Annotated in this window: 26 protein-coding genes, 1 tRNA gene and 1 pseudogene; 17 read left to right on the top strand and 11 right to left on the bottom strand. The window is 67.7% G+C overall.

Translation table 11 applies throughout. The features are described from left to right. Window positions 1–10: 10 nt before the first annotated feature. Window positions 11–940: an NAD-dependent epimerase/dehydratase family protein gene (locus tag ABZY89_RS09785; protein WP_355226695.1), complete on the bottom strand. Its 930-nt coding sequence runs from the start codon at window positions 938–940 to the stop codon at window positions 11–13. Window positions 941–1,087: 147 nt separating this feature from the next. On the opposite strand from ABZY89_RS09785, the gene ABZY89_RS09790 reads away from it, so the two are divergent. Beyond that, the gene (locus tag ABZY89_RS09790; RefSeq protein WP_355226697.1) at window positions 1,088–1,804 is read left to right on the top strand and encodes a WHG domain-containing protein; all 717 of its coding nucleotides are present in this window, start codon (window positions 1,088–1,090) and stop codon (window positions 1,802–1,804) included. 86 nt (window positions 1,805–1,890) lie between these two features. On the opposite strand, the gene ABZY89_RS09795 is transcribed toward ABZY89_RS09790, so the two are convergent. Both ABZY89_RS09795 and ABZY89_RS09800 read right to left on the bottom strand, forming a co-directional pair. Then, complete coding sequence (locus ABZY89_RS09795; protein WP_355226698.1) at window positions 1,891–3,666, bottom strand: biotin carboxylase N-terminal domain-containing protein; 1,776 nt, start codon at window positions 3,664–3,666, stop codon at window positions 1,891–1,893. A gap of 67 nt (window positions 3,667–3,733) precedes the next feature. Next, a complete protein-coding gene (locus tag ABZY89_RS09800; RefSeq protein ID WP_355226700.1) occupies window positions 3,734–4,696 on the bottom strand; it encodes a BadF/BadG/BcrA/BcrD ATPase family protein in 963 nt (320 codons plus the stop codon). Between the two features lie 112 nt (window positions 4,697–4,808). Between ABZY89_RS09800 and ABZY89_RS09805 the strand changes: the two genes are divergently transcribed. The 6 genes from ABZY89_RS09805 to ABZY89_RS09830 all read left to right on the top strand — a co-directional run bounded on the left by ABZY89_RS09805 (window position 4,809) and on the right by ABZY89_RS09830 (window position 10,877). After that, a complete protein-coding gene (locus ABZY89_RS09805; RefSeq protein ID WP_350719464.1) occupies window positions 4,809–5,570 on the top strand; it encodes an SIS domain-containing protein in 762 nt (253 codons plus the stop codon). A gap of 52 nt (window positions 5,571–5,622) precedes the next feature. Beyond that, complete coding sequence (gene ngcE / locus ABZY89_RS09810) at window positions 5,623–7,032, top strand: N-acetylglucosamine/diacetylchitobiose ABC transporter substrate-binding protein (RefSeq protein WP_355226702.1); 1,410 nt, start codon at window positions 5,623–5,625, stop codon at window positions 7,030–7,032. Window positions 7,033–7,036: 4 nt separating this feature from the next. After that, complete coding sequence (locus ABZY89_RS09815) at window positions 7,037–8,059, top strand: sugar ABC transporter permease (RefSeq protein ID WP_355226703.1); 1,023 nt, start codon at window positions 7,037–7,039, stop codon at window positions 8,057–8,059. Continuing rightward, window positions 8,059–8,946, top strand: coding sequence for a carbohydrate ABC transporter permease (locus ABZY89_RS09820; protein ID WP_355226705.1), 888 nt, complete (start codon window positions 8,059–8,061; stop codon window positions 8,944–8,946). Before ABZY89_RS09815 ends, ABZY89_RS09820 begins: the two co-directional genes overlap by 1 nt. A gap of 66 nt (window positions 8,947–9,012) precedes the next feature. Continuing rightward, on the top strand, window positions 9,013–10,191 hold the full coding sequence (locus ABZY89_RS09825; protein ID WP_350841582.1) for an acyl-CoA dehydrogenase family protein: 1,179 nt from the start codon (window positions 9,013–9,015) through the stop codon (window positions 10,189–10,191). 80 nt (window positions 10,192–10,271) lie between these two features. Next, entirely contained in the window at window positions 10,272–10,877 is a 606-nt protein-coding gene (locus tag ABZY89_RS09830; RefSeq protein ID WP_355226707.1) for a GtrA family protein, read from the top strand. Here ABZY89_RS09830 and ABZY89_RS09835 read toward each other — a convergent pair. Further along, the gene (locus ABZY89_RS09835) at window positions 10,834–11,433 is read right to left on the bottom strand and encodes a nucleoside triphosphate pyrophosphatase (protein ID WP_355226709.1); all 600 of its coding nucleotides are present in this window, start codon (window positions 11,431–11,433) and stop codon (window positions 10,834–10,836) included. The genes ABZY89_RS09830 and ABZY89_RS09835 overlap by 44 nt on opposite strands. A 143-nt stretch (window positions 11,434–11,576) precedes the next feature. Here ABZY89_RS09835 and ABZY89_RS09840 point away from each other — a divergent pair, with 143 nt between their 5' ends. The 3 genes from ABZY89_RS09840 to ABZY89_RS09850 all read left to right on the top strand — a co-directional run bounded on the left by ABZY89_RS09840 (window position 11,577) and on the right by ABZY89_RS09850 (window position 12,627). Beyond that, the gene (locus ABZY89_RS09840) at window positions 11,577–11,960 is read left to right on the top strand and encodes a DUF805 domain-containing protein (RefSeq protein ID WP_355226711.1); all 384 of its coding nucleotides are present in this window, start codon (window positions 11,577–11,579) and stop codon (window positions 11,958–11,960) included. A 50-nt stretch (window positions 11,961–12,010) separates the two neighbouring features. Then, a tRNA-Leu gene (locus ABZY89_RS09845) sits at window positions 12,011–12,092 on the top strand. A 112-nt stretch (window positions 12,093–12,204) separates the two neighbouring features. Then, window positions 12,205–12,627, top strand: a complete 423-nt coding sequence (locus ABZY89_RS09850) for a hypothetical protein (protein WP_355226713.1) — start codon at window positions 12,205–12,207, stop codon at window positions 12,625–12,627. A gap of 2 nt (window positions 12,628–12,629) precedes the next feature. On the opposite strand, the gene bcp is transcribed toward ABZY89_RS09850, so the two are convergent. Continuing rightward, a complete protein-coding gene (gene bcp / locus ABZY89_RS09855) occupies window positions 12,630–13,100 on the bottom strand; it encodes a thioredoxin-dependent thiol peroxidase (protein WP_292651693.1) in 471 nt (156 codons plus the stop codon). An 82-nt stretch (window positions 13,101–13,182) separates the two neighbouring features. On the opposite strand from bcp, the gene ABZY89_RS09860 reads away from it, so the two are divergent. Both ABZY89_RS09860 and ABZY89_RS09865 read left to right on the top strand, forming a co-directional pair. Then, window positions 13,183–13,440 (top strand): DUF3618 domain-containing protein, encoded by a 258-nt coding sequence (locus tag ABZY89_RS09860; protein ID WP_355226715.1) that lies wholly within the window; start codon window positions 13,183–13,185, stop codon window positions 13,438–13,440. 53 nt (window positions 13,441–13,493) lie between these two features. After that, window positions 13,494–13,796 (top strand): co-chaperone GroES, encoded by a 303-nt coding sequence (locus ABZY89_RS09865; RefSeq protein ID WP_355226825.1) that lies wholly within the window; start codon window positions 13,494–13,496, stop codon window positions 13,794–13,796. On the opposite strand, the gene ABZY89_RS09870 is transcribed toward ABZY89_RS09865, so the two are convergent. The 3 genes and pseudogenes from ABZY89_RS09870 to ABZY89_RS09880 all read right to left on the bottom strand — a co-directional run. Beyond that, window positions 13,793–14,398 carry a class F sortase gene (locus ABZY89_RS09870; protein WP_355226716.1) on the bottom strand — a complete coding sequence of 202 codons (606 nt, stop codon included), beginning with the start codon at window positions 14,396–14,398 and terminating at the stop codon, window positions 13,793–13,795. The two genes, ABZY89_RS09865 and ABZY89_RS09870, sit on opposite strands and share 4 nt — an antisense overlap. Further along, complete coding sequence (locus ABZY89_RS09875; RefSeq protein ID WP_355226829.1) at window positions 14,391–15,641, bottom strand: hypothetical protein; 1,251 nt, start codon at window positions 15,639–15,641, stop codon at window positions 14,391–14,393. The genes ABZY89_RS09870 and ABZY89_RS09875 overlap by 8 nt, the downstream gene beginning before the upstream one ends. A 160-nt stretch (window positions 15,642–15,801) precedes the next feature. After that, a pseudogene (locus ABZY89_RS09880) lies at window positions 15,802–16,251 on the bottom strand (HNH endonuclease family protein); the annotation flags it as partial. A gap of 202 nt (window positions 16,252–16,453) precedes the next feature. On the opposite strand from ABZY89_RS09880, the gene ABZY89_RS09885 reads away from it, so the two are divergent. Next, entirely contained in the window at window positions 16,454–16,624 is a 171-nt protein-coding gene (locus ABZY89_RS09885) for a hypothetical protein (protein WP_355226830.1), read from the top strand. A gap of 210 nt (window positions 16,625–16,834) precedes the next feature. On the opposite strand, the gene ABZY89_RS09890 is transcribed toward ABZY89_RS09885, so the two are convergent. Then, complete coding sequence (locus tag ABZY89_RS09890) at window positions 16,835–18,142, bottom strand: hypothetical protein (protein WP_355226718.1); 1,308 nt, start codon at window positions 18,140–18,142, stop codon at window positions 16,835–16,837. A 471-nt stretch (window positions 18,143–18,613) separates the two neighbouring features. On the opposite strand from ABZY89_RS09890, the gene ABZY89_RS09895 reads away from it, so the two are divergent. The 3 genes from ABZY89_RS09895 (at window position 18,614) to ABZY89_RS09905 (ending at window position 20,869) form a co-directional block, all read left to right on the top strand. Continuing rightward, the gene (locus ABZY89_RS09895) at window positions 18,614–19,285 is read left to right on the top strand and encodes a biliverdin-producing heme oxygenase (protein WP_355226719.1); all 672 of its coding nucleotides are present in this window, start codon (window positions 18,614–18,616) and stop codon (window positions 19,283–19,285) included. Window positions 19,286–19,301: 16 nt separating this feature from the next. Beyond that, window positions 19,302–19,865: a TetR/AcrR family transcriptional regulator gene (locus ABZY89_RS09900; RefSeq protein ID WP_355226721.1), complete on the top strand. Its 564-nt coding sequence runs from the start codon at window positions 19,302–19,304 to the stop codon at window positions 19,863–19,865. Window positions 19,866–20,143: 278 nt separating this feature from the next. Then, on the top strand, window positions 20,144–20,869 hold the full coding sequence (locus ABZY89_RS09905; RefSeq protein ID WP_355226722.1) for an SUMF1/EgtB/PvdO family nonheme iron enzyme: 726 nt from the start codon (window positions 20,144–20,146) through the stop codon (window positions 20,867–20,869). Window positions 20,870–21,088: 219 nt separating this feature from the next. Here ABZY89_RS09905 and ABZY89_RS09910 read toward each other — a convergent pair whose 3' ends face one another. Next, entirely contained in the window at window positions 21,089–21,262 is a 174-nt protein-coding gene (locus ABZY89_RS09910) for a hypothetical protein (RefSeq protein WP_355226724.1), read from the bottom strand. A 248-nt stretch (window positions 21,263–21,510) separates the two neighbouring features. Then, window positions 21,511–21,741, bottom strand: coding sequence for a hypothetical protein (locus ABZY89_RS09915; protein WP_355226725.1), 231 nt, complete (start codon window positions 21,739–21,741; stop codon window positions 21,511–21,513). Window positions 21,742–22,210: 469 nt separating this feature from the next. Between ABZY89_RS09915 and ABZY89_RS09920 the strand changes: the two genes are divergently transcribed. Then, window positions 22,211–22,558: a hypothetical protein gene (locus tag ABZY89_RS09920; protein ID WP_355226727.1), complete on the top strand. Its 348-nt coding sequence runs from the start codon at window positions 22,211–22,213 to the stop codon at window positions 22,556–22,558. The last annotated feature ends 66 nt before the right edge of the window (window positions 22,559–22,624 follow it).

Raw genomic sequence — 22,624 nt, forward strand, 5'->3', positions numbered from 1 at the left:
CCTGCCGGGCTCAGGCCTGCGTACGCCACCAGTCCACCGTCGCCTTGGCCCCGGTCTCGAGCGGGGTGGGGGCCAGGCCGAGCAGGGCCTCGCTGGCCGAGGAGTCCAGCACGAACGGCTCGTCGAACTGGTAGACCATCTCGGCCAGCTCCCGGGTCCCGGCGTGCACCGTGCCGATCGCCTTCATCGTCCAGGTGGGGATGCGGCCGACCCGGGGCGCTGCGACCCCGGCCACGTCGGCGTAGAGCTGGACCAGCGCGCGCTGGGAGATCGCGGGTGCGGTGGGCGCGTGCAGGAAGGTGTTCCACAGGCTCTCCTGGTCGGCCGCCCGGATCATCGCGGCGCCCAGGTCGGGGACGTACGTCCAGGAGTGCGGCGCGTTCGGGTCGCCGAGGACGCGCATGGTGCGGCCGGCGAGGACGGTGGGGACCATGCGCTCGCCGGCGTGGGCGGTACGCACCAGCGGGCCGTAGAAGTCCGAGGCCGCGACGCTGACCGTCGGGGTCGGGGAGGCGTCGCGGGCACGGAGCAGCTCGACCCGCACCGCGGGCTTGCCGAAGTCGGCGTCGCGCGGCGTCTGCTCGGTCATCGGCCCGGTGACGTGGCCGTAGGCGTAGAGGCTCTCCGGGAAGACCACCACGGCACCGGCCCGTCCGGCGGCCTCGAGCACGACCTTCTCGGCGCGCGGGAGCTCGGCGCGCCAGGTGTCGGCGGCGTAGGCGCTGCCGTGCATGCAGTGGAAGACGGCGCTCACTCCGGCGGCCGCCTGGGTGACGGTGTCGAGATCCGTGGCGTCGCCGCGGAGCCGCTCGATGCTCGCGTGCACCGGGCCGCTGCCGGAGCGGGTGAGGAGGCGTACGCGATCCCCGCGGGCTGCGAGCTGCTGGGCGATGGTCGAGCCGACGGGGCCGGCCCCGATGACGAGGTAGGTGCTGTTCATGACTATCTCCTTTTGCTTCGGTGGTCGAGCCTGTCGAGACCCCGAGAGCAGTGCTCTCGGAATGAGTCTGGCGCGAGTCTTCGGCAAAAGCAAGAGCAGTGCTCACTTTTGTTGACAGCGCTCTCTGTGCCGGGTCACGATGGCGTCATGACAGCCACCTCACGAGACGGCACCCCACGCGAACGGGCGCGGGCGCAGACCATGGACGAGATCGTCCGGATCGGCCGCGAGCACCTGGCGATCCACGGTGCCGCCGCGCTCTCGCTGCGCGCGGTCGCCCGCGATCTCGGGGTGGTCTCCTCGGCGGTCTACCGCTACGTGAAGAACCGCGACGAGCTGCTGACCCTGCTACTCGTCTCCGGGTACGACGAGCTGGGCGACGCCGCCGACGCCGCCGTCGCCTCGGCCCCCGAGGACGACCACCGAGCCCAGTTCGCGGCGCTCGGCCGCGCGGTCAGGACCTGGGCGCTCGCCGAGCCGGCGACGTACGCCCTGCTCTTCGGGTCGCCCGTCCCCGGCTATGCCGCGCCGGACGAGCGCACCAGCGTGCCCGGCACCCGTGTGCCGACCGCGATGCTGCGACTGGCCGCCGGTGCGATGGCGGCAGGTCGGCTGAGTGTGCCCGAGGAGCCGGGGGAGATCTCACCCGCTCTCGCCATGGGGCTCCAGGGCATCCGTGACCAGCTCGGCCTCGACCTGCCCGACGCCTGCCTCACCCGCGGCGTACTCGTCTGGACGAGCCTCTTCGGCCGGGTCAGCTTCGAGGTCTTCGGCCAGTTCGGCCCCGACAGCTTCGGCGACCCCGCCACCCTCTTCGAGCTCCACCTGACAACCCTGGCCGACTCCCTAGGCCTAGCCGAGTAGTCAGTTTCTGGCGCCGAGAAGTCAGAAATTGACGGCGAGAGGTCACCGGAGTGACCTCTCGCCGTCAAAAATCGACTACTCGGCGGCTACTTGATCTCGGTGATGACTGCGCCGTTCGACACTGTCTCGCCGACGGTGGCGTTGAGGCCGGTGATGGTGCCGCTCTTGTGGGCTTTGAGGGGTTGTTCCATCTTCATGGCTTCGATGACCACGACGACGTCGCCTTCGGTGACTTCTTGGCCTTCTTCGACGGCGATCTTGACGATGGTGCCCTGCATCGGTGAGGTGACCGAGTCACCAGAGGCCGCGGCGCCGGTCTTCTTCGCGGACCGCTTGGGCTTCTTCGCCGCGGTGCCGCCGCCGGCGGCGAGGCCGCCGAGCCCAGCGGGGAGGGAGACGTTGAGGCGTTTGCCGCCGACCTCGACGACCACGGTCTGCCGCTCACCGTCCTCGGCGGGCTCGCCGTGGGTGCCGGCGTAGGGGGTGATCTGGTTGTCGAAGTCGGTCTCGATCCAGGTGGTGTAGACCTCGAAGGACCCGTTCTCCGCGGTGTAGGCCGGGTCGGTGACCACCGCCTGGTGGAACGGGATCACGGTGGGCATCCCGTCGACCTGGAACTCCTCCAGGGCACGGCGGGAGCGCTCCAGGGCCTGGGTGCGGTCGCGGCCGGAGACGATCAGCTTGGCGATCAACGAGTCGAACGCGCCGGGGATGGTCTCGCCCTTCTCATAACCACCATCCAGACGTACGCCGGGCCCGGCCGGCGGTGCCCATTCGGTGAGGGTGCCGGGTGCGGGCATGAAGTTGTTGCCGCCGTCTTCGGCGTTGATGCGGAACTCGATGGAGTGGCCGCGGACCTCGGGGTCGTCATAGCCGAGCTCTTCGCCGGCGGCGATGCGGAACATCTCGCGGACGAGGTCGATGCCGGTGACTTCCTCGGAGACGCAGTGTTCGACCTGGAGGCGGGTGTTGACCTCGAGGAAGGAGATGGTGCCATCGGCAGCGACGAGGAACTCACAGGTCCCGGCGCCGACGTAGCCGGCCTCGCGCAAGATGGCCTTGGAGGACTCATAGAGCCGCTTGTTCTGCTCCTCGGTCAGGAAGGGTGCGGGGGCTTCCTCGACCAGTTTTTGGTGGCGGCGCTGCAGGGAGCAGTCCCGCGTGGAGACGACCACGACGTTGCCGTGGGTGTCGGCCAGGCACTGGGTCTCGACGTGGCGGGGCTTGTCGAGGAACTTCTCCACCAGACACTCACCCCGCCCGAACGCCCCCACGGCCTCACGGACCGCGGATTCGTACAGGTCGGGGATCTCCTCCAGGGTCCGGGCCACCTTCAGACCGCGGCCGCCGCCACCGAAGACCGCCTTGATCGCCACCGGCAGGCCGTACTCCTTCGCGAAGGAGACGATCTCGGTGGCGTCCTTGACCGGGTCCTTGAGCCCCGGCGCCAACGGGGCACCGGCCTTCAGGGCGATCTGCTTGGCCTTGGCCTTGTCCCCCAGGGCGTCGATCGCTTCGGGTGAGGGGCCGATCCAGGTCAGACCTGCCTCGATGACGGCGGTGGCGAAGTCGGCGTTCTCGGCCAGGAACCCGTAGCCGGGGTGGACCGAGTCCGCACCCGAGCGACGGGCGACGTCGAGGATCTTCTCGATCGAGAGGTACGACTCCGCGGGTGTGGCTCCACCCAACGAGTAGGACTCATCGGCCAGCCGCACGAACAGCGCGTCGCGGTCGGGGTCCGCATAGATCGCGACCGAGCCGATCCCGGCGTCCTTGCACGCACGGATCACTCGAACAGCGATCTCACCACGGTTGGCGATCAGGACCTTTGTCAGTGGCTTGCTCAACGAGAACTCCTCCATCGTGAATGCATGGACATGCTAGGGGAGGCCCTCCCGCCCAGACTCCGGCCGCCCGTCGTAACGATTGTCACACCTCGGTGAGCTGAGCGAGCGAAGAGGTTACTCGGCGGTACACCGCGTCGTCGACGACCACGCCCGCATGCCGCAGCGCCAGCACGGCCGCTCCGGCCAGGCCGTCGGTGGCGACGACAGCCCCGGGAGCGACCCGGGCGGCGAAGTCGGGCTGCCGGGCCAGGACGCTCCCGGCAGCGACCAACGGTCCCTCGACATCAGGCGTACGCACCGCCGCCAGCGTCTCCGCCAGCCCCGCCGCCGCCTGGTCGAGGATGCCCGCGGCGACCTCGTCGCCGGCACCCGCCGCGGTGAAGACGAGCGAGGCGAAGTCGGCCAGCCGGAGCGGCGGCATCGCGTAGAGCGCCGCCGTGGCCGCGACGAGGGTCCCGGTCCGTCCGCCTTGGGGCCGTTCGTCCCGGATGGTGCCGAGCCGGTCGAGCAGCAGGCCGGTCAGCAGCGTCGCGGCGCCGCGCCCGTCGAGCGGCGCCAGCCCGGCACGTACGACCTCCCGGCCCAACCAGAAGCCCGAGCCGACGTCCCCGAGCAGCCAGCCCAGTCCGTCCGAGATACCGGCCAGCTGGCCGTCCTCGACCCGCACCGCCGACGCCCCCGTGCCAGAGAGCAGCACATAGCCGTCTGGCGCCGCCGTCCCCGAGAAGTACGCAGCCAGCACATCGAAGTCGAAGACCGGCTCCACCGCGACCAGGTCGGAGAGAGCGGCCGCGATCGCGGCCCGGTGGCCGGGGTCGCCCGCCCCCGCCACCGCCAAGGCAGCACCGGCGACCTGGCCGGTGTTCGCGGAGGTCACGGCCTGGGTGACCGCGTCCCTGATCGCCGTCGTGGCAGCGTCGATTCCGGCGGAGGTCGGGTTGCCGCTGCCGGCCTTTCCGATGCCTCCGCAATGTCCTTCGGAGGAGACCACGACGGCGCGAGTGCTGGTGCCTCCAGCGTCGAGTCCCAGATAGTTGTCATTCATTGACACCGTTTCGTAACAGAAAACCATTGCCAGGCGTACTCTCTCCAAATAGTTTTCGAGCGCAGGCCTCGACATACGGTCGCGGCCGGAGTTTGCTAGGTGGGTGGACTAATTGACCAGAGACGTGTTCGGAGCCTTCGATGAGCAGGTTCGCACACGCCTGTCCGAGCTGCAGTCGATGGCGCAATCCGGTGGCCTCGACGAGGCGGTCGAGGCGATGGTCGGCAGCATCCGCAACGGCGGTGTGCTGCAGGCGTTCGGCACCGGCCACTCGCAGGCGTTCGCGATGGAGATCGCCGGGCGCGCCGGTGGTCTGATCCCCACCCACGCCATCGCTCTGCGGGACACGGTCCTCAAGGGCGACCGTCCGGCGAGCGATCTCAAGGGCGGCCTCCTCGAGCGTGACACCAACATCGCCAACGAGCTCTGGGAGCTCCACGAGTTCCACCCCGAGGACGTCTTCCTGATCGCGTCCAACTCCGGTGTCAACGGCTCCATCGTCGGCATCGCGCTGCGCGCGAAGGAGGAGGGCCACACGGTGATCGCGGTGACCAGCCTCGAGCACACCAACGCGGTCACCCCCAAGCACCCCAGCGGCAAGCGCCTGGCCGAGATCGCCGACGTGGTGATCGACAACCTGGCTCCGTTCGGCGATGCCACGGTGCCGGTCGGTGACGGCGGCGTGCTCGCCGGTGCCGTCTCCTCCATCACGGCGGCCTACATCGCCCAGCTCCTGACCCTCGCCACAGCCGCGAGGATCGAGGAGACAGGCGAGACCCCGCCCCTCTACCTCTCCGCCAACATCCCGGGTGGCGATGAGCACAACGATGCGTTGAAGGCTCGCTACGGCGAACGCATCGGAAGCATGGCCTGAAACACCCGTAATGAAGAAGTAACGAGGAACCCACCCGAAAGAAGGCAGCACGATGTCCCAGCAGCTTCACCGGCTCGACCGCCGGACTCTTCTGCGCGGCACCCTCGCCGGCGCGGCGCTCGTGTCGTTCTCTGGAGCGCTCGCCGCGTGTGGCGCGCCCGGTAGCGACAGCGACAACTCCGGCGGTGGCACCAAGTCCGCGTCCAACCCGTTCGGCATGCCCAAGGACGGCACCGTCGACGCGGTGATCTTCGACGGTGGCTACGGCTACGACTACGTCGAGTTCGCCGCAGGCGTGGTCGGCAAGGAGTTCGCCGATGCCGACCTCAAGGTCAGCGCCACGACCAAGATCGCCACGGAGCTGCAGCCGCGCTTCGTCGGCGGTACGCCCCCGGACCTGATCGACAACTCGGGTGCGGACCTGATCGGCTTCAGCTCGATCGCCGCCCAGCTCGAGGAGCTCGACGACGTCTTCGAGGCCGAGAGCTACGAGGGCGTCAAGATCGAGGACACCCTCTACCCGAACGTGAAGGACCCCGGCACCTACAGCGACCGGTTCGTGGCGATCAACTACGTCATGACCCTCTACGGCGTGTGGTACTCCAACTCGCTCTTCCAGGAGAACGGCTGGACCGCGCCGAAGACCTGGGACGAGGCCCTCGACCTCGGCGCCAAGGCCAAGGCCAAGAAGAAGTACCTCTGGGTCTGGGGCAAGGAGGCGGCGACCTACTACCGCACCCTGGTGATCGACTCGGCGGCCAAGGAGGGCGGCGACGAGGTACGCCTCGCGCTGGAGAACCTCGAGAAGGGCGCCTGGTCGAACCCGGTCATCCAGGGCATCCTGGAGAAGCTCGGCGAGATGGTGAAGCAGGACATGTTCGTCCCCGGCGGCGCCGGCACCCAGTTCACCGCCGCGCAGGCCAAGTGGTCCAACGACCAGCAGGCGCTCCTCTACCCGAGCGGTGGCTGGATCGAGAACGAGATGAAGGACGCCACCAAGGAGGGCTTCGAGATGACCGGCATCCCGGAGTTCGTCCTCAGTGACAGCCCGGCGCTGCCGTACGAGACCGTCCGTGCCGCGGCCGGTGAGGCTTTCATCGTGCCGAGCAAGGCGAAGAACCCGGCAGGTGGCAAGGAGATCCTGCGCGCCATGCTGTCGAAGGAGGCCGCGACGAACTTCGCCAAGACGAAGCTCGCGCCGACCATCGTCAAGGACACCATCCCTGCCGACGGTTTCGGTTCCGCGGCGCTGAAGTCGCAGAGCGCGATGCTCGACGCCGCCGGTGAGAACACCTTCAACTACCAGTTCTACGACTACTACGGCACCAACGCCGACGAGCTGGTCGTGTGGAACTCGTTCCTCTCCGGCGACCTCGACGTCAAGGGCCTGACCAAGGCAGTCCAGGGCATCTTCGACAAGGTTGCCGACGACTCATCGATCGAGAAGCTCAAGGTTTCCTGACACCATGCCGGACCCATCAACCACGATGGCCCAGACGGCCGGCGGCCCCTCCGAGGAGAATCCTTGGGGGGCCGCCCCCGGCCGGCGCCGCCGCAAGCTCACCTTCGACCGGGCACTGTTCATGACGGTCTTCCTCGGCCTACCGGTCGCGGTCTTCGTCATCTTCGTCGTGGTCCCGATCGGGCAGGCCCTCTTCTACTCGCTGACCGACTGGACCGGCTTCTCCCCGGTCATGAACTTCGTCGGCCTGGACAACTACGCCAAGCTGCTCGACGACGACACCTTCCTCAAGGCGCTGCGCAACAACGTACTGCTCACGATCGTGGTGCCGTTCGTGACTCTGGTCGCGGCACTGGCGATCGCGGTGGTCGTGACCACCGCCGGTCCCAGCACCGGTCAGGTCCGCGGTCTGAACGGGTCCGGCTTCTACCGAGTCGTCTCGTTCTTCCCGTACGCCGTCCCGGCCGTCGTCATCGGCCTCCTCTGGGCTCAGGTCTACGACCCCGCCGCCGGCCTGCTCAACGGCATGCTCACCGGCGTCGGCCTCGACGGGTTCAAGGACTACGCCTGGCTCGGCGAGGTGCGTGCGGCCATGCCGGCCTCGATGTTCGTGATCATCTGGGCCAGCATCGGCTTCTACACCGTGCTCTTCGTGGCCGCCATCAAGGGCGTACCCGCGGAGATCTACGAGGCGGCCCGCATCGACGGCGCCGGCCGCTTCCGCACCGCCATCTCCATCACGCTGCCCTCGATCCGTGACAACGTGCAGACGGCCTACATCTATCTGGGGATCCTCACCCTCGATGCGTACGTCTTCATGGCGGCCCTCGCCCCTGGTGGCGGCCCTGCCAACAGCACGCTGACGATGAGCCAGCACCTGATGAACACCGCCTTCAAGAAGAGCCAGTTCGGCTACGCCACCTCGATGGGCGTGGTGCTCGCCCTGGTCACGCTGCTCTTCGCCGCCCTGGTCTTCGTCGTCTTCCACTTCGCTGGCGGACGGGACAAGAAGGGAGACGTACGCTGATGAGCGCCGTCACTCTGGACAAGCCTGTCGCTACCCGCCCCGAAGGCGGGCGGCGTACGCCCGGCGACGCACTGGTCGCCGGCACCTCGCACACCATGCTGATCATCTGGTCGGTCATCGTCATCGTGCCCTTCTGCTGGGTGGTGCTCTCCTCGTTCAAGACGTCGAAGGAGATCCTGTCCTCGCCGTTCTCGCTGCCCGCGGAGTGGAACTTCGACAACTACGCCAGCGCCTGGACCAAGGCCGGCATCGGGACGTACTTCTTCAACACCGTCATCGTCGTCGGCACCGCTCTGGTGCTGGTGATGCTGCTGGGGGCGATGTGCGCCTACGTGCTGGCGCGGTTCGAGTTCTTCGGCCGCAGGGTCATCTACTACACGATGCTGGCTGGGCTGACCTTCCCGGTCTTCCTGGTCATCGTGCCGCTGTTCTTCGTGCTCCAGGGCTTCGGGCTGCTCAACACGCTGCCCGGGCTGACCCTGACCTACGTCGCGTACGCGCTGCCGTTCACCGTCTTCTTCCTCTACGCCTTCTTCAAGACGCTGCCCGACGACGTCTACGAGGCCGCGATGATGGACGGTGCGGGCGAGTGGCGCACGTTCTTCCAGATCATGCTGCCGATGGCCGCACCCGGGATGGCAGGGGTGGCGATCTTCAACTTCCTCGGGCTGTGGAACCAGTTCCTGCTCCCGGTGGCGCTCAACACCGACCGGAACAACTACGTGCTCACCCAGGGCATGGCGTCGTTCTCCTCCCAGGCGGGTTACAACGTCGACTTCGGCGCGCTCTTCGCCGGGGTGGTGCTGACCGTGCTTCCGGTGCTGGTCGTCTACCTGATCTTCCAGCGGCGCATCGCTGGGACGGTCTCGACGGGCACGTTCCGCTGAGCCGGATCTGACTCAGATGTGACGCGGATCTCGCGCCCCAGGTTAATAAGCGCTAACCTGGGGCGCGTGACCGCTTTTCTCCAGCCCGAGCACGAAGAGTTGCGTGCTGTCGTCCGTGACTTCGCCCAGAAGGAGATCGCGCCCCATGCCTCGCAGTGGGACCGCGACCATCACTTCCCCGTCGACGTGGTCCACAAGATGGGTGAGCTGGGCCTGTTCGGCCTGACCGCCCCCGAGGCGTACGGCGGGGGCGAGGGTGACCTCGTCGCGCTCTGTGTCGCGATCGAGGAGCTCGGCCGCGTCGACCAGTCGATCGGGATCACGCTCGAGGCCGCCGTCGGTCTCGGCATCAACCCGATCCTCACCTACGGCACCGACGAGCAGAAGGAGCGCTGGCTCCCCGACCTCGTCGCGGGCAAGAAGCTGGCCGGGTTCGGGCTGACCGAGCCGGGTGCCGGCTCCGACGCTGGCGCGACCGCCACCAAGGCCGTCCTCGACGGCGAGGAGTGGGTCGTCGACGGCGCCAAGCAGTTCATCACCAACTCCGGTTCCTCGATCACCTCGGTCGTCACCGTCACCGCCCGCACCGGGACCCGCGACAACGGCAAGCCCGAGATCAGCACCATCATGATCCCCTCGGGGACGCCCGGGTTCACCGCCGAGAAGGCCTACGACAAGCTCGGCTGGCACGCCTCCGACACCCACCCGCTCTCCTTCGACGGCGCCCGGGTTCCGGCCGACCACCTTCTCGGTGAGCGCGGCCGCGGCTACGCCCAGTTCCTGGCCACCCTCGACGACGGCCGCGTCGCGATCGCCGCGCTCGCCGTCGGCTGCATCCAGGCCTGCCTCGACATGGCGCTCGAGTACGCGGGGGAGCGGCAGACCTTCGGCGGCCCGATCGGCCGCAAGCAGGGCGTCGCCTTCCAGATCGCGGACCTCGAGGTCATGCTGCGGGCCTCGCGCCTGCTGACGTACGAGGCCGCCGCCATGAAGTCCGGGCTCGACTCGGGCGCCGTGACGATGAAGGAGTTCAAGCAGGCGGCTGCCGCCGCCAAGCTGTACGCCACCGAGTCGGCCGTCACCGCGACCCGCATCGCCACCCAGGTCTTCGGCGGCTACGGGTTCATGGAGGAGTACCCGGTGGCCCGGTTCTACCGCGACGCGAAGATCCTGGAGATCGGCGAGGGCACCTCCGAGGTGCAGCGCATGCTGCTCGCCAGAGGTCTCGGCCTCCCCGTCGAGTAGGCGCGAATCTTACGGCACGCTGAACGAAACCCGCGAAGTAATCAAGAGCCATCTCACCATTGACCGTTTACTGTGGCCACATGGTGTTCGGGGGACAGCTGCTAGGACGGCTGCGTCGCACCCGCCTCGTCGGAGAGGTGGTCCGCTTCATGATGGTCGGCGGAATTGCGACAGCAGTCGCTTTCGTGCTGTTCAACGGGCTGGTCCACGGCTTCTTCATGGGCGCCGGGCCGATGAACGGTCAGCCGATCCCGGCCTACATCATCGCCAACACCGTCGGCATGCTGATCAGCTACGACCTGAGCCGTCGCTGGACGTTCCGTCACCGTGTCTCCGACCACGCCGACGGCGGATTCACCGCCTACGTCGTGATCAACGCGGTCACGATGGTTCTGCCGATCGCCTGCCTGTACGTCACCCGCACCGTGATCGGCTGGGACAGCGCGATCGCGGACAACGTCTCGGCCAACGTGGTCGGCGTGCTGCTGGGCCAGATCGCCCGGTTCTTCCTCTTCCGGAAGTTCGTCTTCGGCCGTCCCATCCGCTACACGCAGGTCTACGGCAGCGTCGAGGAGGAGGCCGCTGCGCTGGAGGCCGCGGCAGGCGCGACGGTACTGATGACCCCGGAGCGCCGCGAGCCGGTCAGCGGTTCCACAGAGCCGGCCACGCGTGACCGAGCCGGCTGATCAGGTCGCGTAGCAGCGGCAGACTCAGCCCGACCACGTTGTGGTGGTCGCCCTCGATCCCGGTGACGAACGCTCCGCCGAGCCCGTCGATCGTGAACGCACCGGCGACGTGCAGCGGCTCACCGGTAGCGACGTACGCAGCGATCTCCTCGTCGCTCACCTCGGCGAAGTGCACCGTCGTGGCAGCGGTCTGCGACACCTGCCGACCGGTCGCGGTGTCGACCAGAGCATGCCCGGAGACGAGTACGCCGCTGCGTCCCCGCATCTCCCGCCAGCGCTGGGTCGCCTCCTCCGGATCGTGCGGCTTCCCCAGGGGCTTCCCATCCAGCTCGAGCACGCTGTCGCAGCCCAGCACGAGCGCTCCCTCGGGCACCTCGGGTCGGCCGGCGACCGCGTCGCGCTTGAGCTCGGCGAGCCCGAGCGCCAGCTCTGTCGGCGGCAGTCCATCGAGCTTGCTCTCGTCGACACCGGAGACGATCACCACAGGTTCGACACCTGCGCTGCGCAGCGTCTGCAGCCGGGCGGGGGACTTGGAGGCAAGGACCAGCGTGGTCATGGCTCAACCCTAGGGGTAGCGGTCCTTTACCCCGGAGTCCGTCCCGACTAGGTTTCGCACATCCAACCCATCTCAATGAGGAGAAATCCGAAGTGACGGATTACCCGCCGCCCCCGCCCCAGCAGCCGTACGGTGCTGGCCCCGTGGGCGAAGTTACGCTGAGCCAGCCGCTCCGCGGCGCGTCGCCCCGCGACGCCATCGTGCGCTTCTTCAAGAAGTACGCCTCCTTCGAGGGCCGCGCCAGCCGGTCCGAGTTCTGGTGGCCCTGGGGCGCTGCAGTTGTCGTCAACATGGCGATCAACCTGCTCCTCGGCGCCGACTCGACCGCCGGCTCCATCATCGGCGGCATCTTCGCGCTCGCCATCCTGGTCCCGTCCCTCGCGGTCGGTGCCCGACGTCTGCACGACACCGGCCGCTCCGGCTGGTGGCAGCTGCTCTGGCTCCTCCCGTGCATCGGCTGGATCGTGCTGATCGTCTTCTGGGCGCTGCCCGAGAAGGCCGAGGGCGACAAGTACAACGTCGCCTGACCGGCGGCTAACCACGAACGGCGATCAGTCTCTAGACTGATCGCCGCTCGGCCGAAGTGGTGGAATTGGCAGACACGCAGGATTTAGGTTCCTGTGCTCCAGGGCGTGCGGGTTCAAGTCCCGCCTTCGGCACACAGAGTCCGGGTCCGACCCGGGGCGCACCAGGGTCGATCCCCATGGACAACAGACCCTTGACCCTCAAGGATGGAAGAACAACACCCCATCCAGGAAGAGGGATGAAGTCATGTCGTTCAAGGACAACGCGTCCAACTGGCGCGATGGCGTCCAGAATGGCGTCCACAAGGGCGTCGAAGGCGCCAAGCCTGCTGTTGCGGACGCCAAGGTGAAGTCGGCACCTCACCTTGTCACCGGCGGCGAGAAGACCGTCGAGAAGGCAGGCGAGTTCAAGGCTCAGATCGAGGCCAAGCGGGCCGAGATGGCGTCCGCACCCGACGCGGACACGCCGCGCAACCAGGCCCTGGCGGGTCTGCTCCAGGTCGGCGCTGCCGCCACCGATGTCGCCGCCCAGGCGGGCGAGTGGCTGATGGAGACCGGTGCCAAGTGGAGCGCCGGCACCGGCCCCGTGGTCGTCGAGCCGCCCAAGGAGATCCCGGGGGAGGACGTACCTCCTCCGCCTGACTTCAAGAAGCCCGACGACCAGCAGTAGAGCTACGAGGCGAGGCCGAGGTCGCGGCGGAGCTTGGCGACGTGACCGGTCGCCTTGACGTTGTACTGCGCGACCTCGATCTTGCCCTCCTCGTCGACCACGAACGTCGAGCGGATGACACCCTCGACGACCTTGCCGTAGAGCTTCTTCTCGCCGTAGGCGTCGTACGCCTTGTGCACCGAGAGGTCCTCGTCGGAGGCCAGGGTGATGGTGAGCCCGTCACGCTCGCGGAACTTCGCGAGCTTGGCGGGCTTGTCCTTGGATACGCCGATGACCTCGTAGCCGGCGGCCTTCAGCGAGTCGATCGAGTCGGTGAAGTCGCAGGCCTGCTTGGTGCAGCCGGGGGTCATCGCGGCGGGGTAGAAGTAGACGATCACCTTGCGGCCGCGGAGGCTGCTGAGCGAGACCTCCGCGCCGGTGTCGTCGGGAAGAGTGAAGTCGGGGGCCACATCGCCCGGCTCGAGACGCGTCATGGAGCCAACCTAGCGAACATTCCCAGGCGAACCGCAGCGGTGGAGCACGCGGTGGACGTACGCCGGTTGCTAAGGTCTGCGCATGTCCAAGGACCAGACTTCCTCGCTCGAGTCCGAGATCGAAGAGATCCGTGAGCGGCTCGCAGGCACCATCGACGAGCTGATCTACCGGGGCAGCCCGAAGACGATCGTTCAGCGCCAGGTGGCGGCCTTCAAGGCGGTCTATGTCGACCCTGTCTCCGGCGAGCCGAAGATGGGCAACATCGCGAAGACCGTCGGCGGGGTGGTGGGCACCGTCGTGCTCATGGCCACGCTGCGTAAGATCACCAAGGCCAACTGACCACTCCCCACCGGCAAGGCAAGACGGACGTGACCGACAAGACCCCCATCAAGATGCTCCACGACCGGGTGCTGGTCGAGGTCGGGTCCGACGCCGGTGAGCGTCGCTCCTCGGGCGGCATCGTCATCCCGGCGACGGCCGCCATGGGCGCGGCCCGGCGACTCACCTGGTCACGGGTGGTCGCGGTCGGCCCGCACGCGCGAGCCGTCGAGATCGGTGACCGGGTGCTTTTCGACGCCGACGACAAGCCGGAGGTCGAGGTCGCCGGAGAGGTGTACGTCCTGATGCGCGAGCGCGACGTGCACGCGGTCGCGGCCGAGCGGATCGCCGACGACTCGACGGGCCTCTACCTCTAGCTCTTCTTCTGAGCCTTGGGCAGCGCGTTGAACCGGTGCGCCATCACGACGACGTTGCTGTCGTAGCTCGACCCGTTCCAGTCCGTGCAGGTGATGATCACCAGCCGGCCGTCGCCGTGGTCCTGCCCGAAGAGGCGCTGAGCCTGCTCGGCCAGCTCCTTGCGGCTGAGCACCTCGACCGAGTCGACCTGGTGCTGGAAGGTCCCGTCCTTGGTGACGATGTCGACCTCCTGCCCCTCCTCGATGTGGTCGAGCTTGTTCAGGCTGCCGCCGCCGGTGTGCACGGTGTGGCCGGTGACCACGGTCTGACCCTGCGCTGAGCCCGGCTTGGCGCTGCCGACCCACCAGCCGATCTCGCGCGGGTTGCGCGGCGGGTCGAGCACGTCGCCCTCGAGGCGGATCGGGACGACCCTCGCCTTCGTGTTCAGCCCGGGCAGCTCGAGGCGCTGCGGGGCACCGGGCGGCACCTCCACTGCCGCGCTGCCGCTGGGCCACATCAGCCCGGCCACCACCATCGCGACGGCGAGAACCACCAGCGCGGTCCAGAGGCCGCCCGCCGCCGCGGCGAGCCGCGGCGGCGAGTCAGCAGAGGTGTCAGCCACGCCGCAACATGCGGACGTACGTCGCCACGCCGGCGCCCGCGGCCGCGAGGAGCAGCAGGGTGACGAGGGCGATGCGTCCGGCGCTGCCGTCGTCGTAGCTCTCCATGCCGGCGGTCACGACGGTCGGTACCGAAGCCGGCGGGTCGGCTGCCTTCGGCGGGTTGTTGACGACCGTCTTCGGGGCCGGGCTGTTCGGGCCACAGCTGCTGGTGCCGATGGTCAGGTGGGCCAGGCTGCCGCCGACGAACGCCTCGGCTGCCGGGAGGACCTTCACGTCGAGCGCGGTCACCGTGATCGCGCCCGGGGAGGTGTTCTGGGCGTTGAGGGTGATGTCGAGGACGTTGTCCTCGAGCGGCGCGAGCTGCGACTCGATCTGACCGAGGGCCGTGTCGAGCACCTGCGTCTGGAGCTGGTCGAGCCCTCCGTTGGCCGGCGCCAGCGCGCCCTGCAGGGCGTTGGTGAACTGGGTGCGCAGAGCATCCAGGATCGCGTCGGTCACGCCGGTCAGGTCGGTGACGACCTTCTGGTTGACGTCAGGGTCGACCGGAAGGTCGACCAAGGTGACGTCGCCCATCGTCGGGACGGTGACGTACGCCCTGCTGTTCGCCAGGCTGCTGTCGCCGGAAGCCTTGTCCTTGTCGGCGGTGCAGCTGCTCTGCACGGCGCCGAGGTCGAGATGCAGGCCGGGGTCGCCCAGTGCCGCGAGGAGCTGCTTGAGCGCTGCCGAGAGCGGGTCGGTGACCGCGGTCTGGCTCAGCCCCGCATCCTTCAGCGCGGTGATCAGCTGCTCGTTGACGCCCTGGAAGAGACCGGACGAGACGAGCTCGACATCGGAGAAGTCGAGGCTGCCCGCGTCGAGCGAGATGTTGTCGCCGCCGCTGAGGCAGTCGCCGGATCCGGCCGCGACCAGGGTCGCGCCGTCGCCGGCGAGACCCGAGCAGGCTGCCGAGGTGGCGTTGCTGTTGGCCACTGCGTCTTGGGCCAGCGTGCCGGCGTGGATCGCGTCCTGGCCGCCGAGCGCGGTGATGAGCGGCTCGTTGGTGCCTTCGGCCGACTCGGTGGAGCCGTCGTTGGTGACGGCATAGGTGCCTGAGTCGGTGGCCCCGGTGCCGGCGAGCTCGAGGCTCAGCGCGGTGGCGGACGCCTGCGACACCGTGGCGGCGCTCGCAGGTGCGGCTGACAAGGCAACCATGGCGGCTGCGGCCGCCACCGCGGCTCCCCGCGCGATGAGTGTTGTGCGCACGTGAATATCCCTCCCTTTGACGTTCGTCACACTCAACGGCGAAGGAGGCTCCTACGTTACGGCCTGGGGTATCGCTTCTGACCTGCGGAATCCGGGGGTCGGGCCAGCTGTCGCAGACGGTGCCGTCCTTGTCGCCGTCGCGGTACCAGGCGTACTCGGCGTCGCGGCCCTTCCGGTAGGGCCCGTAGCCCTTCGCGGTCGCCTTGGCGCAGGTGTCGAAGCGGGGATCGTCGCCCGATCCCCCCGCGGGAGCGGCGCTCTGCTCCGGGTCGCCCGGTGCCGGGTCGCTCTGGGCCGGCCCGGCCAGGCGTACGGTGATCTCGGGGTTGTCGCAGCCGGCGGCAATGTCCTCGATCGCGGCCTTCTCCGCACGGTCGACGAAGAGGCTCCAGCGGATCTTCATGGCGACCCAGTCTGCGACGTACGTGCAGTGGTAGCTCGTGGCGTCGGGCATCCAGTCGGCCGGGTCCTGGTCGCCCTTGCTGCGGTTGGTCGCGGCGGTGACGGCGATGAGGGCGCGCGGGTCACCGAGGTCGTTCGCGTACGCCTCCCGCTGCTCGTCCGTCCACGCGTTGGCGCCGGACTCCCAGCCCTCCTTGAGCGCGATCATGTGGTCGATGTCGAGGCCGCCGGGGCGCTTGACGGTGACGCCGTCGTAGGTGGAGAGCCATTCGCCTCTGGTGACGTCGCACCTGCCGCGTGCCTTCTTCTTCGACTCCTCGAGGAGCACCTCGGTGCGGGCGTCCTGACAGTCGCCGTCGGCGTCGACCCAGTGGTTGAACTTCTCCCGCTCGTAGCCGGAGGTGACCTCCTTGGCGACCGGCAGCTTCGCGATGGCCTCGGTCAGCGGAAGGCTGACCTCCTCGCCGCTGTCGGCGCCGTATCCGGCTTGGACGGCGGTGTCTGGCTGGGAGACCTCGGCGCAGCCGGAGCAGAGGAGTACGACGGCGAGCAGGGTCGCCAGCGGGCGCAGCATGGAGTGACTCCAGAGAGATGGGGGAAGAGCTCTGGGGAGCATCGGGGGCGGCCCAACTCTGTCGGATCCCACGGCGGGCGGCACGCAGGCGCGCCGCCCGGAGACTGCCCCTCTTCCACCAAAACGAGCGCATCCCGGGCCGAGGCTGGAGCCTTGGCCCGGGATGCGGGTGTTGCAGGTTCTACAACGGTTCTACAGGGGAGTCCTGATCAGCGGATCAGGCGTGCGCGCGGCGCAGCAGGAACCACCGGGTGGCGGCAGCAGCGGCGACGAGCAGCACGAGCGCGCCGGCGGCGAACCCGCCCTTGGCGGCCGGGGACGAGAGCAGGTTGAGCTCGGCGTTGGCCGGGGCGTTGTCCGGCTTCACCTGGACGCTCGTGTCCGGGTCGGACTTGTCGCCGGAGACGACGACGTCCACGTTCTTCTTGTCACCGGTGGCCGCAGCCTTCTCCTCGGAGGAGGTGAGGCCGTTGGTGCCGCAGGTGCTGGTGCCGATGGCGACCTTGGCGGCGGTCGGGGCGCCGACCTTCTTCACGGCGTCGAGGACGTTGATGTCCAGGGCGGACACCTCAAGCGACTTCGCGGTCTTGTCCTGCTTGTTCAGGGTGAGCTTGACCAGGTCGGTCTCGAGGCCCTTGAGCAGGACGGCGAGCTGCTCCTTGATGTGCTCGATCAGGTCGATGCGGATCGAGACGTCCAGGACGCCCGGAGCGATCTTGCTCTTCAGGCCCGACTGGAGCAGCGTGTCGACGCGGCCGAGGACGGCGTCGGTCACCGGGGAGAGGTCGGGAACGACCGTCGTGTTCTTCTTCGGGTTCGCCGGCAGGTCGGCGACCTTGATGTCGCCCTTGCCGGGGACGTTGACGGTGACGGCGGCGTTCTTGAGCTGGGTCTTGCCCTTGAAGTCGCTGCCCTGCGCCATGCAGGTGCTCTCCGCGGCGTCGAGGTCGACGCCGACCGAGAGTCCGCCGACCTTGGTGAGCACGCCGGAGACGACGGTCTGGACCAGGTCGTTGACCGGGCCGAGCTTCACGTGGACCGACTTGCTCTGGTCGTTGAGCACGTAGTCGGTGGTGGCGCCCAGCTTCTCGAGGTTGAGCTCGGCGAGGTTCACCGTGACGGCCTCGCCCGGCTTCACACAGCTGGAGCCGTCGCCGATGGCGACGAGGGTCGCGCCCTTGCCGGCCAGTGCCGAGCAGGCGCCGGAGTAGACGGTGCCGTTCTGGAGGGCGGCGGCCGCGTCCTGGGCGAAGACGCCGACCGAGAGCAGCTGCTGGTCGCCCGCGAGAAGCGGAAGGGCGGGCTTGTTGGTGCCCGAGTTGACGGTCTTCTTGCCGTTGTAGGTGGCGGTGTAGCGACCGGTGTCGACCTTGACCTTGTCAGACACGTTGACGGTCAGAGCGACCGACGAGGCCTTGGCCTGGGGCTTCTCCGCCGCAGTCGCCGGGGCCGCGGTCACGGAAAGACCGATCATCGCGGTCGCCGCAGCAAGGGCGGCTCCGCGGACCGAGAGTGGGGAGCGCAAGTGACTTCTCCAATGGTGTTGATAACTGTCGATGACAGGGCACGACGAGTAGAAGTCAGCCTCTGCAGCCCCCCGGTTGCTGTGACTCGCCGTGACGAAGCGGGGAGTCTAGCCACGTCGGATCGCGGGTGCATAGGCGTACGCAGGGCCCGGATGACCCGCGAAATCGGCCGTAACTTTCGCGGCAACACCTCGTCCTCGAGCACCTGATCGGACCCCTTGTGGATCTTCGTCGTGATCGAAACTCGGACGTCTGAGATGCCTGGGCAAGTTGTGGTCAACGCGTTGCGCTCCCGGATTCGTGAACAATGTTATGTAGGCATCTCCACAACCGGTCCGTTGCGCGATTGCTCACCGCCTTCGGGTGGTTTGTTAGGGTGACCTAACTAAAGCCTTGCCGACTTTCTGACAGTGTGTCAGTATCTTTGCCGGACAGCCGATCGCTGCCGCCCGACCCTGACTGGAGCACACATGTCCGCCCTCCTCGCCGACGAGATGCCCGACGCTCCACTCTCCGCGCTGATGCGGGAGGGGTCCCGGACCCAGCACACCGCAGCCGAGAGCTCCTCCTTCATGGAGGAGCTGCTGGCCGGCCGGGTCAACGAGCAGGGGTACGCCGACTATCTGCTGCGCCTGCGCAAGGTCTATGTCGCGCTCGAGACGGTCGGCCGCGACCTGGCCGCCACGGATGCCGTCGCCGAAGCCGTCCACGACGTCGCCCTGGAGCGCCTGGCCGCGATCGATGCCGACCTGGCCGTGTGGGCGCCCGGTGTCGACGGCGGCGCTGTGGAGTCGGATGCCGCCGATGCGTACGTCACTCGGATCGAGGCCACCCGTGCCTGGGGCGGTCTCTACGCCGCCCACCACTACACCCGCTACCTCGGCGACCTCTCCGGTGGCCAGGCGATCGGCCGTCTGCTCGACCGGTTCTTCGAGCTCGACGGCGAGGGAGTGGCGTTCTACGAGTTCGCCGAGATCCCCAAGCCGAAGCCCTACAAGGACGGCTACCGCGCCCGCCTCGACGCGCTGCCCCTCGACCCCGCGGAGAAGATCCGCATCGTCGAGGAGGTTCAGGTCGCCTTCGGCCTCAACCAGGCCCTCTTCGAGGAGCTCAGCGCTCACCTCGACACCTATCGCAGGTGAACTAGGGTTCGTCCTCGTGCCCCGTATCGCCGCCGAGAACGTTCCCGAGCACCGCAGACTGGTGCGCGAACGGATCTTCGCGGCGTTCGCGGAGCTGATGGCCGAGGGCAGCTACGACGCCATCAGCATGTCGAAGCTGGCTCAGCGCGCGGAGATCGGACGCACCGCGATCTACCACCACTTCAAGGACCGCGACGCGGTGATGGTCGCGTTCGCGACCCACGAGACCTCGGAGTACGTCGCGTCCCTCCAGGCTCAGCTCGCCGCGAGCGAGCAGCCAGCCGAACGGCTGCGGATCTACGTACGCAACCACCTCACCCTCGGCGAGAAGTTCCACATGGGCTTCGGCCCCCAGGTCTACGGCGGGCTCCCCGAGGAGGCTCGCCAAGAGATCCGCGAGCACGTCGTCGCCGTCGAGCAGGTCCTCGCCGAGATCCTCGAGCAGGGCGCCGAGCAGGGCATCTTCACCATCACCGACGTCGACGCCACCCTCGCCCTCGTCCACGCCGTCCTCGGCACCCGCAACCTCCCTGCCGACCGGATCGAGGAGTTCGTCCTCCGCGCTGTCGGCGCGCTGTGAGTTGCGTGCAGGCAAGTCAGCTAGCTGGTGCGCGGCGGTTGCGAGCCGAGCGTGAGCACAAGGGAGCCGATGAGAAGGCTGGCTAGGTACAGCACGACAACGAGTACAGCGACCACTAGGCGGTCCCAGCGGGCTCTTGGCCACAGTCTCCGGTCGGGGGCGGTCGGTGGGCGGAGGCAACTCGAGACCACCGGTTGACTACAGGAGGGAGCCGGAATGACTCAACGCGGTGAAGCCCTCTGATGTCACCATTCGACGCCGTACGGGAGGATGCGCGTGTGCTGATTGACATGGTTCGACTGCCTTCTGGGGGACCTGTCGCCGAGGTCATGGTGGACCGCCGGACTGGGCGGACTTGGACGGTCGAAGTCGATCCGATCGAGATCGCTACAACGGTCATCACCGTCCGGCAGTGGAACGCCGTGTTCGACACGGTGACCGCGCCTCGTCAGGCAGACTTCCCAAAGGTCGATGTCAGCTGGCGCCAAGCGGTCTCCTTTTGCAACGAGATGTCCCTGAGGGACGGATTCACGCCGACCTACACCATCACGACGGTCGATCCGCCTGCCCGGGGAAACAGCACCTGGGCTCCGCACGACGAGCCGGCCCCCGACGACTGGTGCGTGACGTGGGACCGAGAGGCGAACGGGTATCGGCTACCCACGGATGCGGAATGGCAGGTCGTCTGCCGGGCAGACTCAACCGGCCCTCGCTATGGCAACCTGGACGACATCGCTTGGTACGCGGACAATTCCCAGGGCTCCCTGCACCCGGTTGCGAAGAAGGTGCCCAACGCCTGGGGGCTATTCGACACCCTGGGTGGGGTGTGGGAATGGTGCTGGGACCTCTATGACGCGGAGGTATACGGGGCGTACCGCATCATCCGAGGGGGTGGTTGGAGCGACCCACATTGGAGCTGCCGGGTCGGCGTCCGTCGCAAGACCAATCCTCAGGCTGCCTTCGATGACCTGGGCTTCCGCCTCGCCCGAACAATCACCGACTGACGCCGGGCCGGTCGAAGGACGCCTCGTCGGCAGATCCAGCGCCCAATTGTGTGTCCGGGCAGGTAGCAAAGAGCCGGTTTAGATGTGCGCCATGTAGGACTTGAACCTAGAACCCGCTGATAAATCCGATGTGCCGTGTGCTGGCCGAAGTCGCCCCGCGCTCAGTTGGCGCATCCTTTCAGCATGGCGAACTGGTCGGTGACCTGACCGCCAGAGCGTTCAGCGCCTATATCGGTCGTTCCACACGTTGATGTCGCTCTTCGCCGGCCGGATCTCGCCGACGGGCAGCCACGCATGACGGATCTCCGGCACGGAATACGTGGTGTCGACCCAGATCACCCAGGCACGCCATCTGCCCTTGTGCAGCTCCCACTTGAGGACGAGGCCGGGCATGGGTGGGGGATAGTTCCGACGTTGGCGATGCACCCAGACGTGCAGCCAGTGCCTGGGCTCGGGCCAGGCGTCGTTCTTGGGAGGGTTGGCCGACACACCTCATCGTATCGAACGTACGTTCGAATCCAGCAGTCGGCTCGTATCCGTAGGTCATCGCCTAGCGACGCGACAGCGCTCTTAATGCCAGGTGGTGTCGCGCAAACCCGAGAGACGGGGCGGTGGCCGGAGGTGCGATGAGTCCGGTCGGATCAATCGTGGTGGTCAGGCTCTGGAGTCTCGTACTTCTTCTTGCGTTGCTCCTCGAGCTTGTGATCGCGGTCTTGAACCCAAGTAGCGAGGGCGAGGGGCAGGAAGAACGTCGCGGCAAGGGTGAGCGCCCACCACCCGCTGTCTTCGATGATGCCGAACACGGCGAATCCGAGGCCGACGGGGATGAGCCACCGAGGCTTGGCGAAGCGGACGAGGAAGCGCTGGATCACGGCTGCACGCTAGCCCGCGCGGCGCGCGGCGGATGGCGGTTCTGAGGAGATCGTGGATGGCATTCACTGTGTCCGCGACTCTGTTCGCGCTGCTGTACTTGGCCCTGAAGTGAAAGCAACCCCAAACCCGTTGTCCCAGGTCAGGGGCCGATCTCCTGCACGCCATGTAAGACTTGGACCCACAAATCGCTGATAGATCAGGACTACACAGCTGACATTCGGCTGTGCGCTCAGCGGCCCGTCTTGGGGGTCTGGTTGTTCAGGGTTGTTCGTAGGGGATCGTGGCGCACTCATCCCCGCATTCGTCCTCACCCCGGACCGGTTGAGCGGGGGCCGACGCTTCCCGATACGCGCGGAGCTACGTCGCCGGGCGTGGCTCAATGGGACCAGCGGATGTGCCGATGCTGGTGACGTGACGGTTGACAGGGATCGGCAGCGGATGCCTAACGTTGCCCGCTACCCTCGCCCCGTGCGGCGATGGGTGAGCGGACTGGTCATGTTGGGTGTGGTTGCCGTAGCGCTGGTCGTCTGGCATCAGCGCCAGGCACCCGATTCGTGCCTGAAGACGGTGGACTTCGGTGGCGTCACCTACACGGAGGCGACAACAACCGAAGAGGTCAGCAGCGGGAACGAACTCGGAGACGGAACCCTGCGCTGTGGGTCGTACGCACGCCCGATCATGCTGAACCGGACCCCCGGCCTCGATCCGGACGTCGCGGTGGCTTCTCCGATCGCGGCCTACGTCCTGTACCTCGCGCCGGGGGTCACCCCGCAGGACCTTCCCGACAAGTTCGGGACAGTGAGACTCGACGACTGAGCCGGGTTTCGGCGATGCCGTCACCGCAGCGCGCTCAACAGGGCGATCCTGGAAGCCCGGCGCAGG

Source organism: Nocardioides sp. NPDC006303 (assembly GCF_040613175.1).
In the GTDB taxonomy this organism is placed as follows: Bacteria; Actinomycetota; Actinomycetes; order Propionibacteriales; family Nocardioidaceae; genus Nocardioides.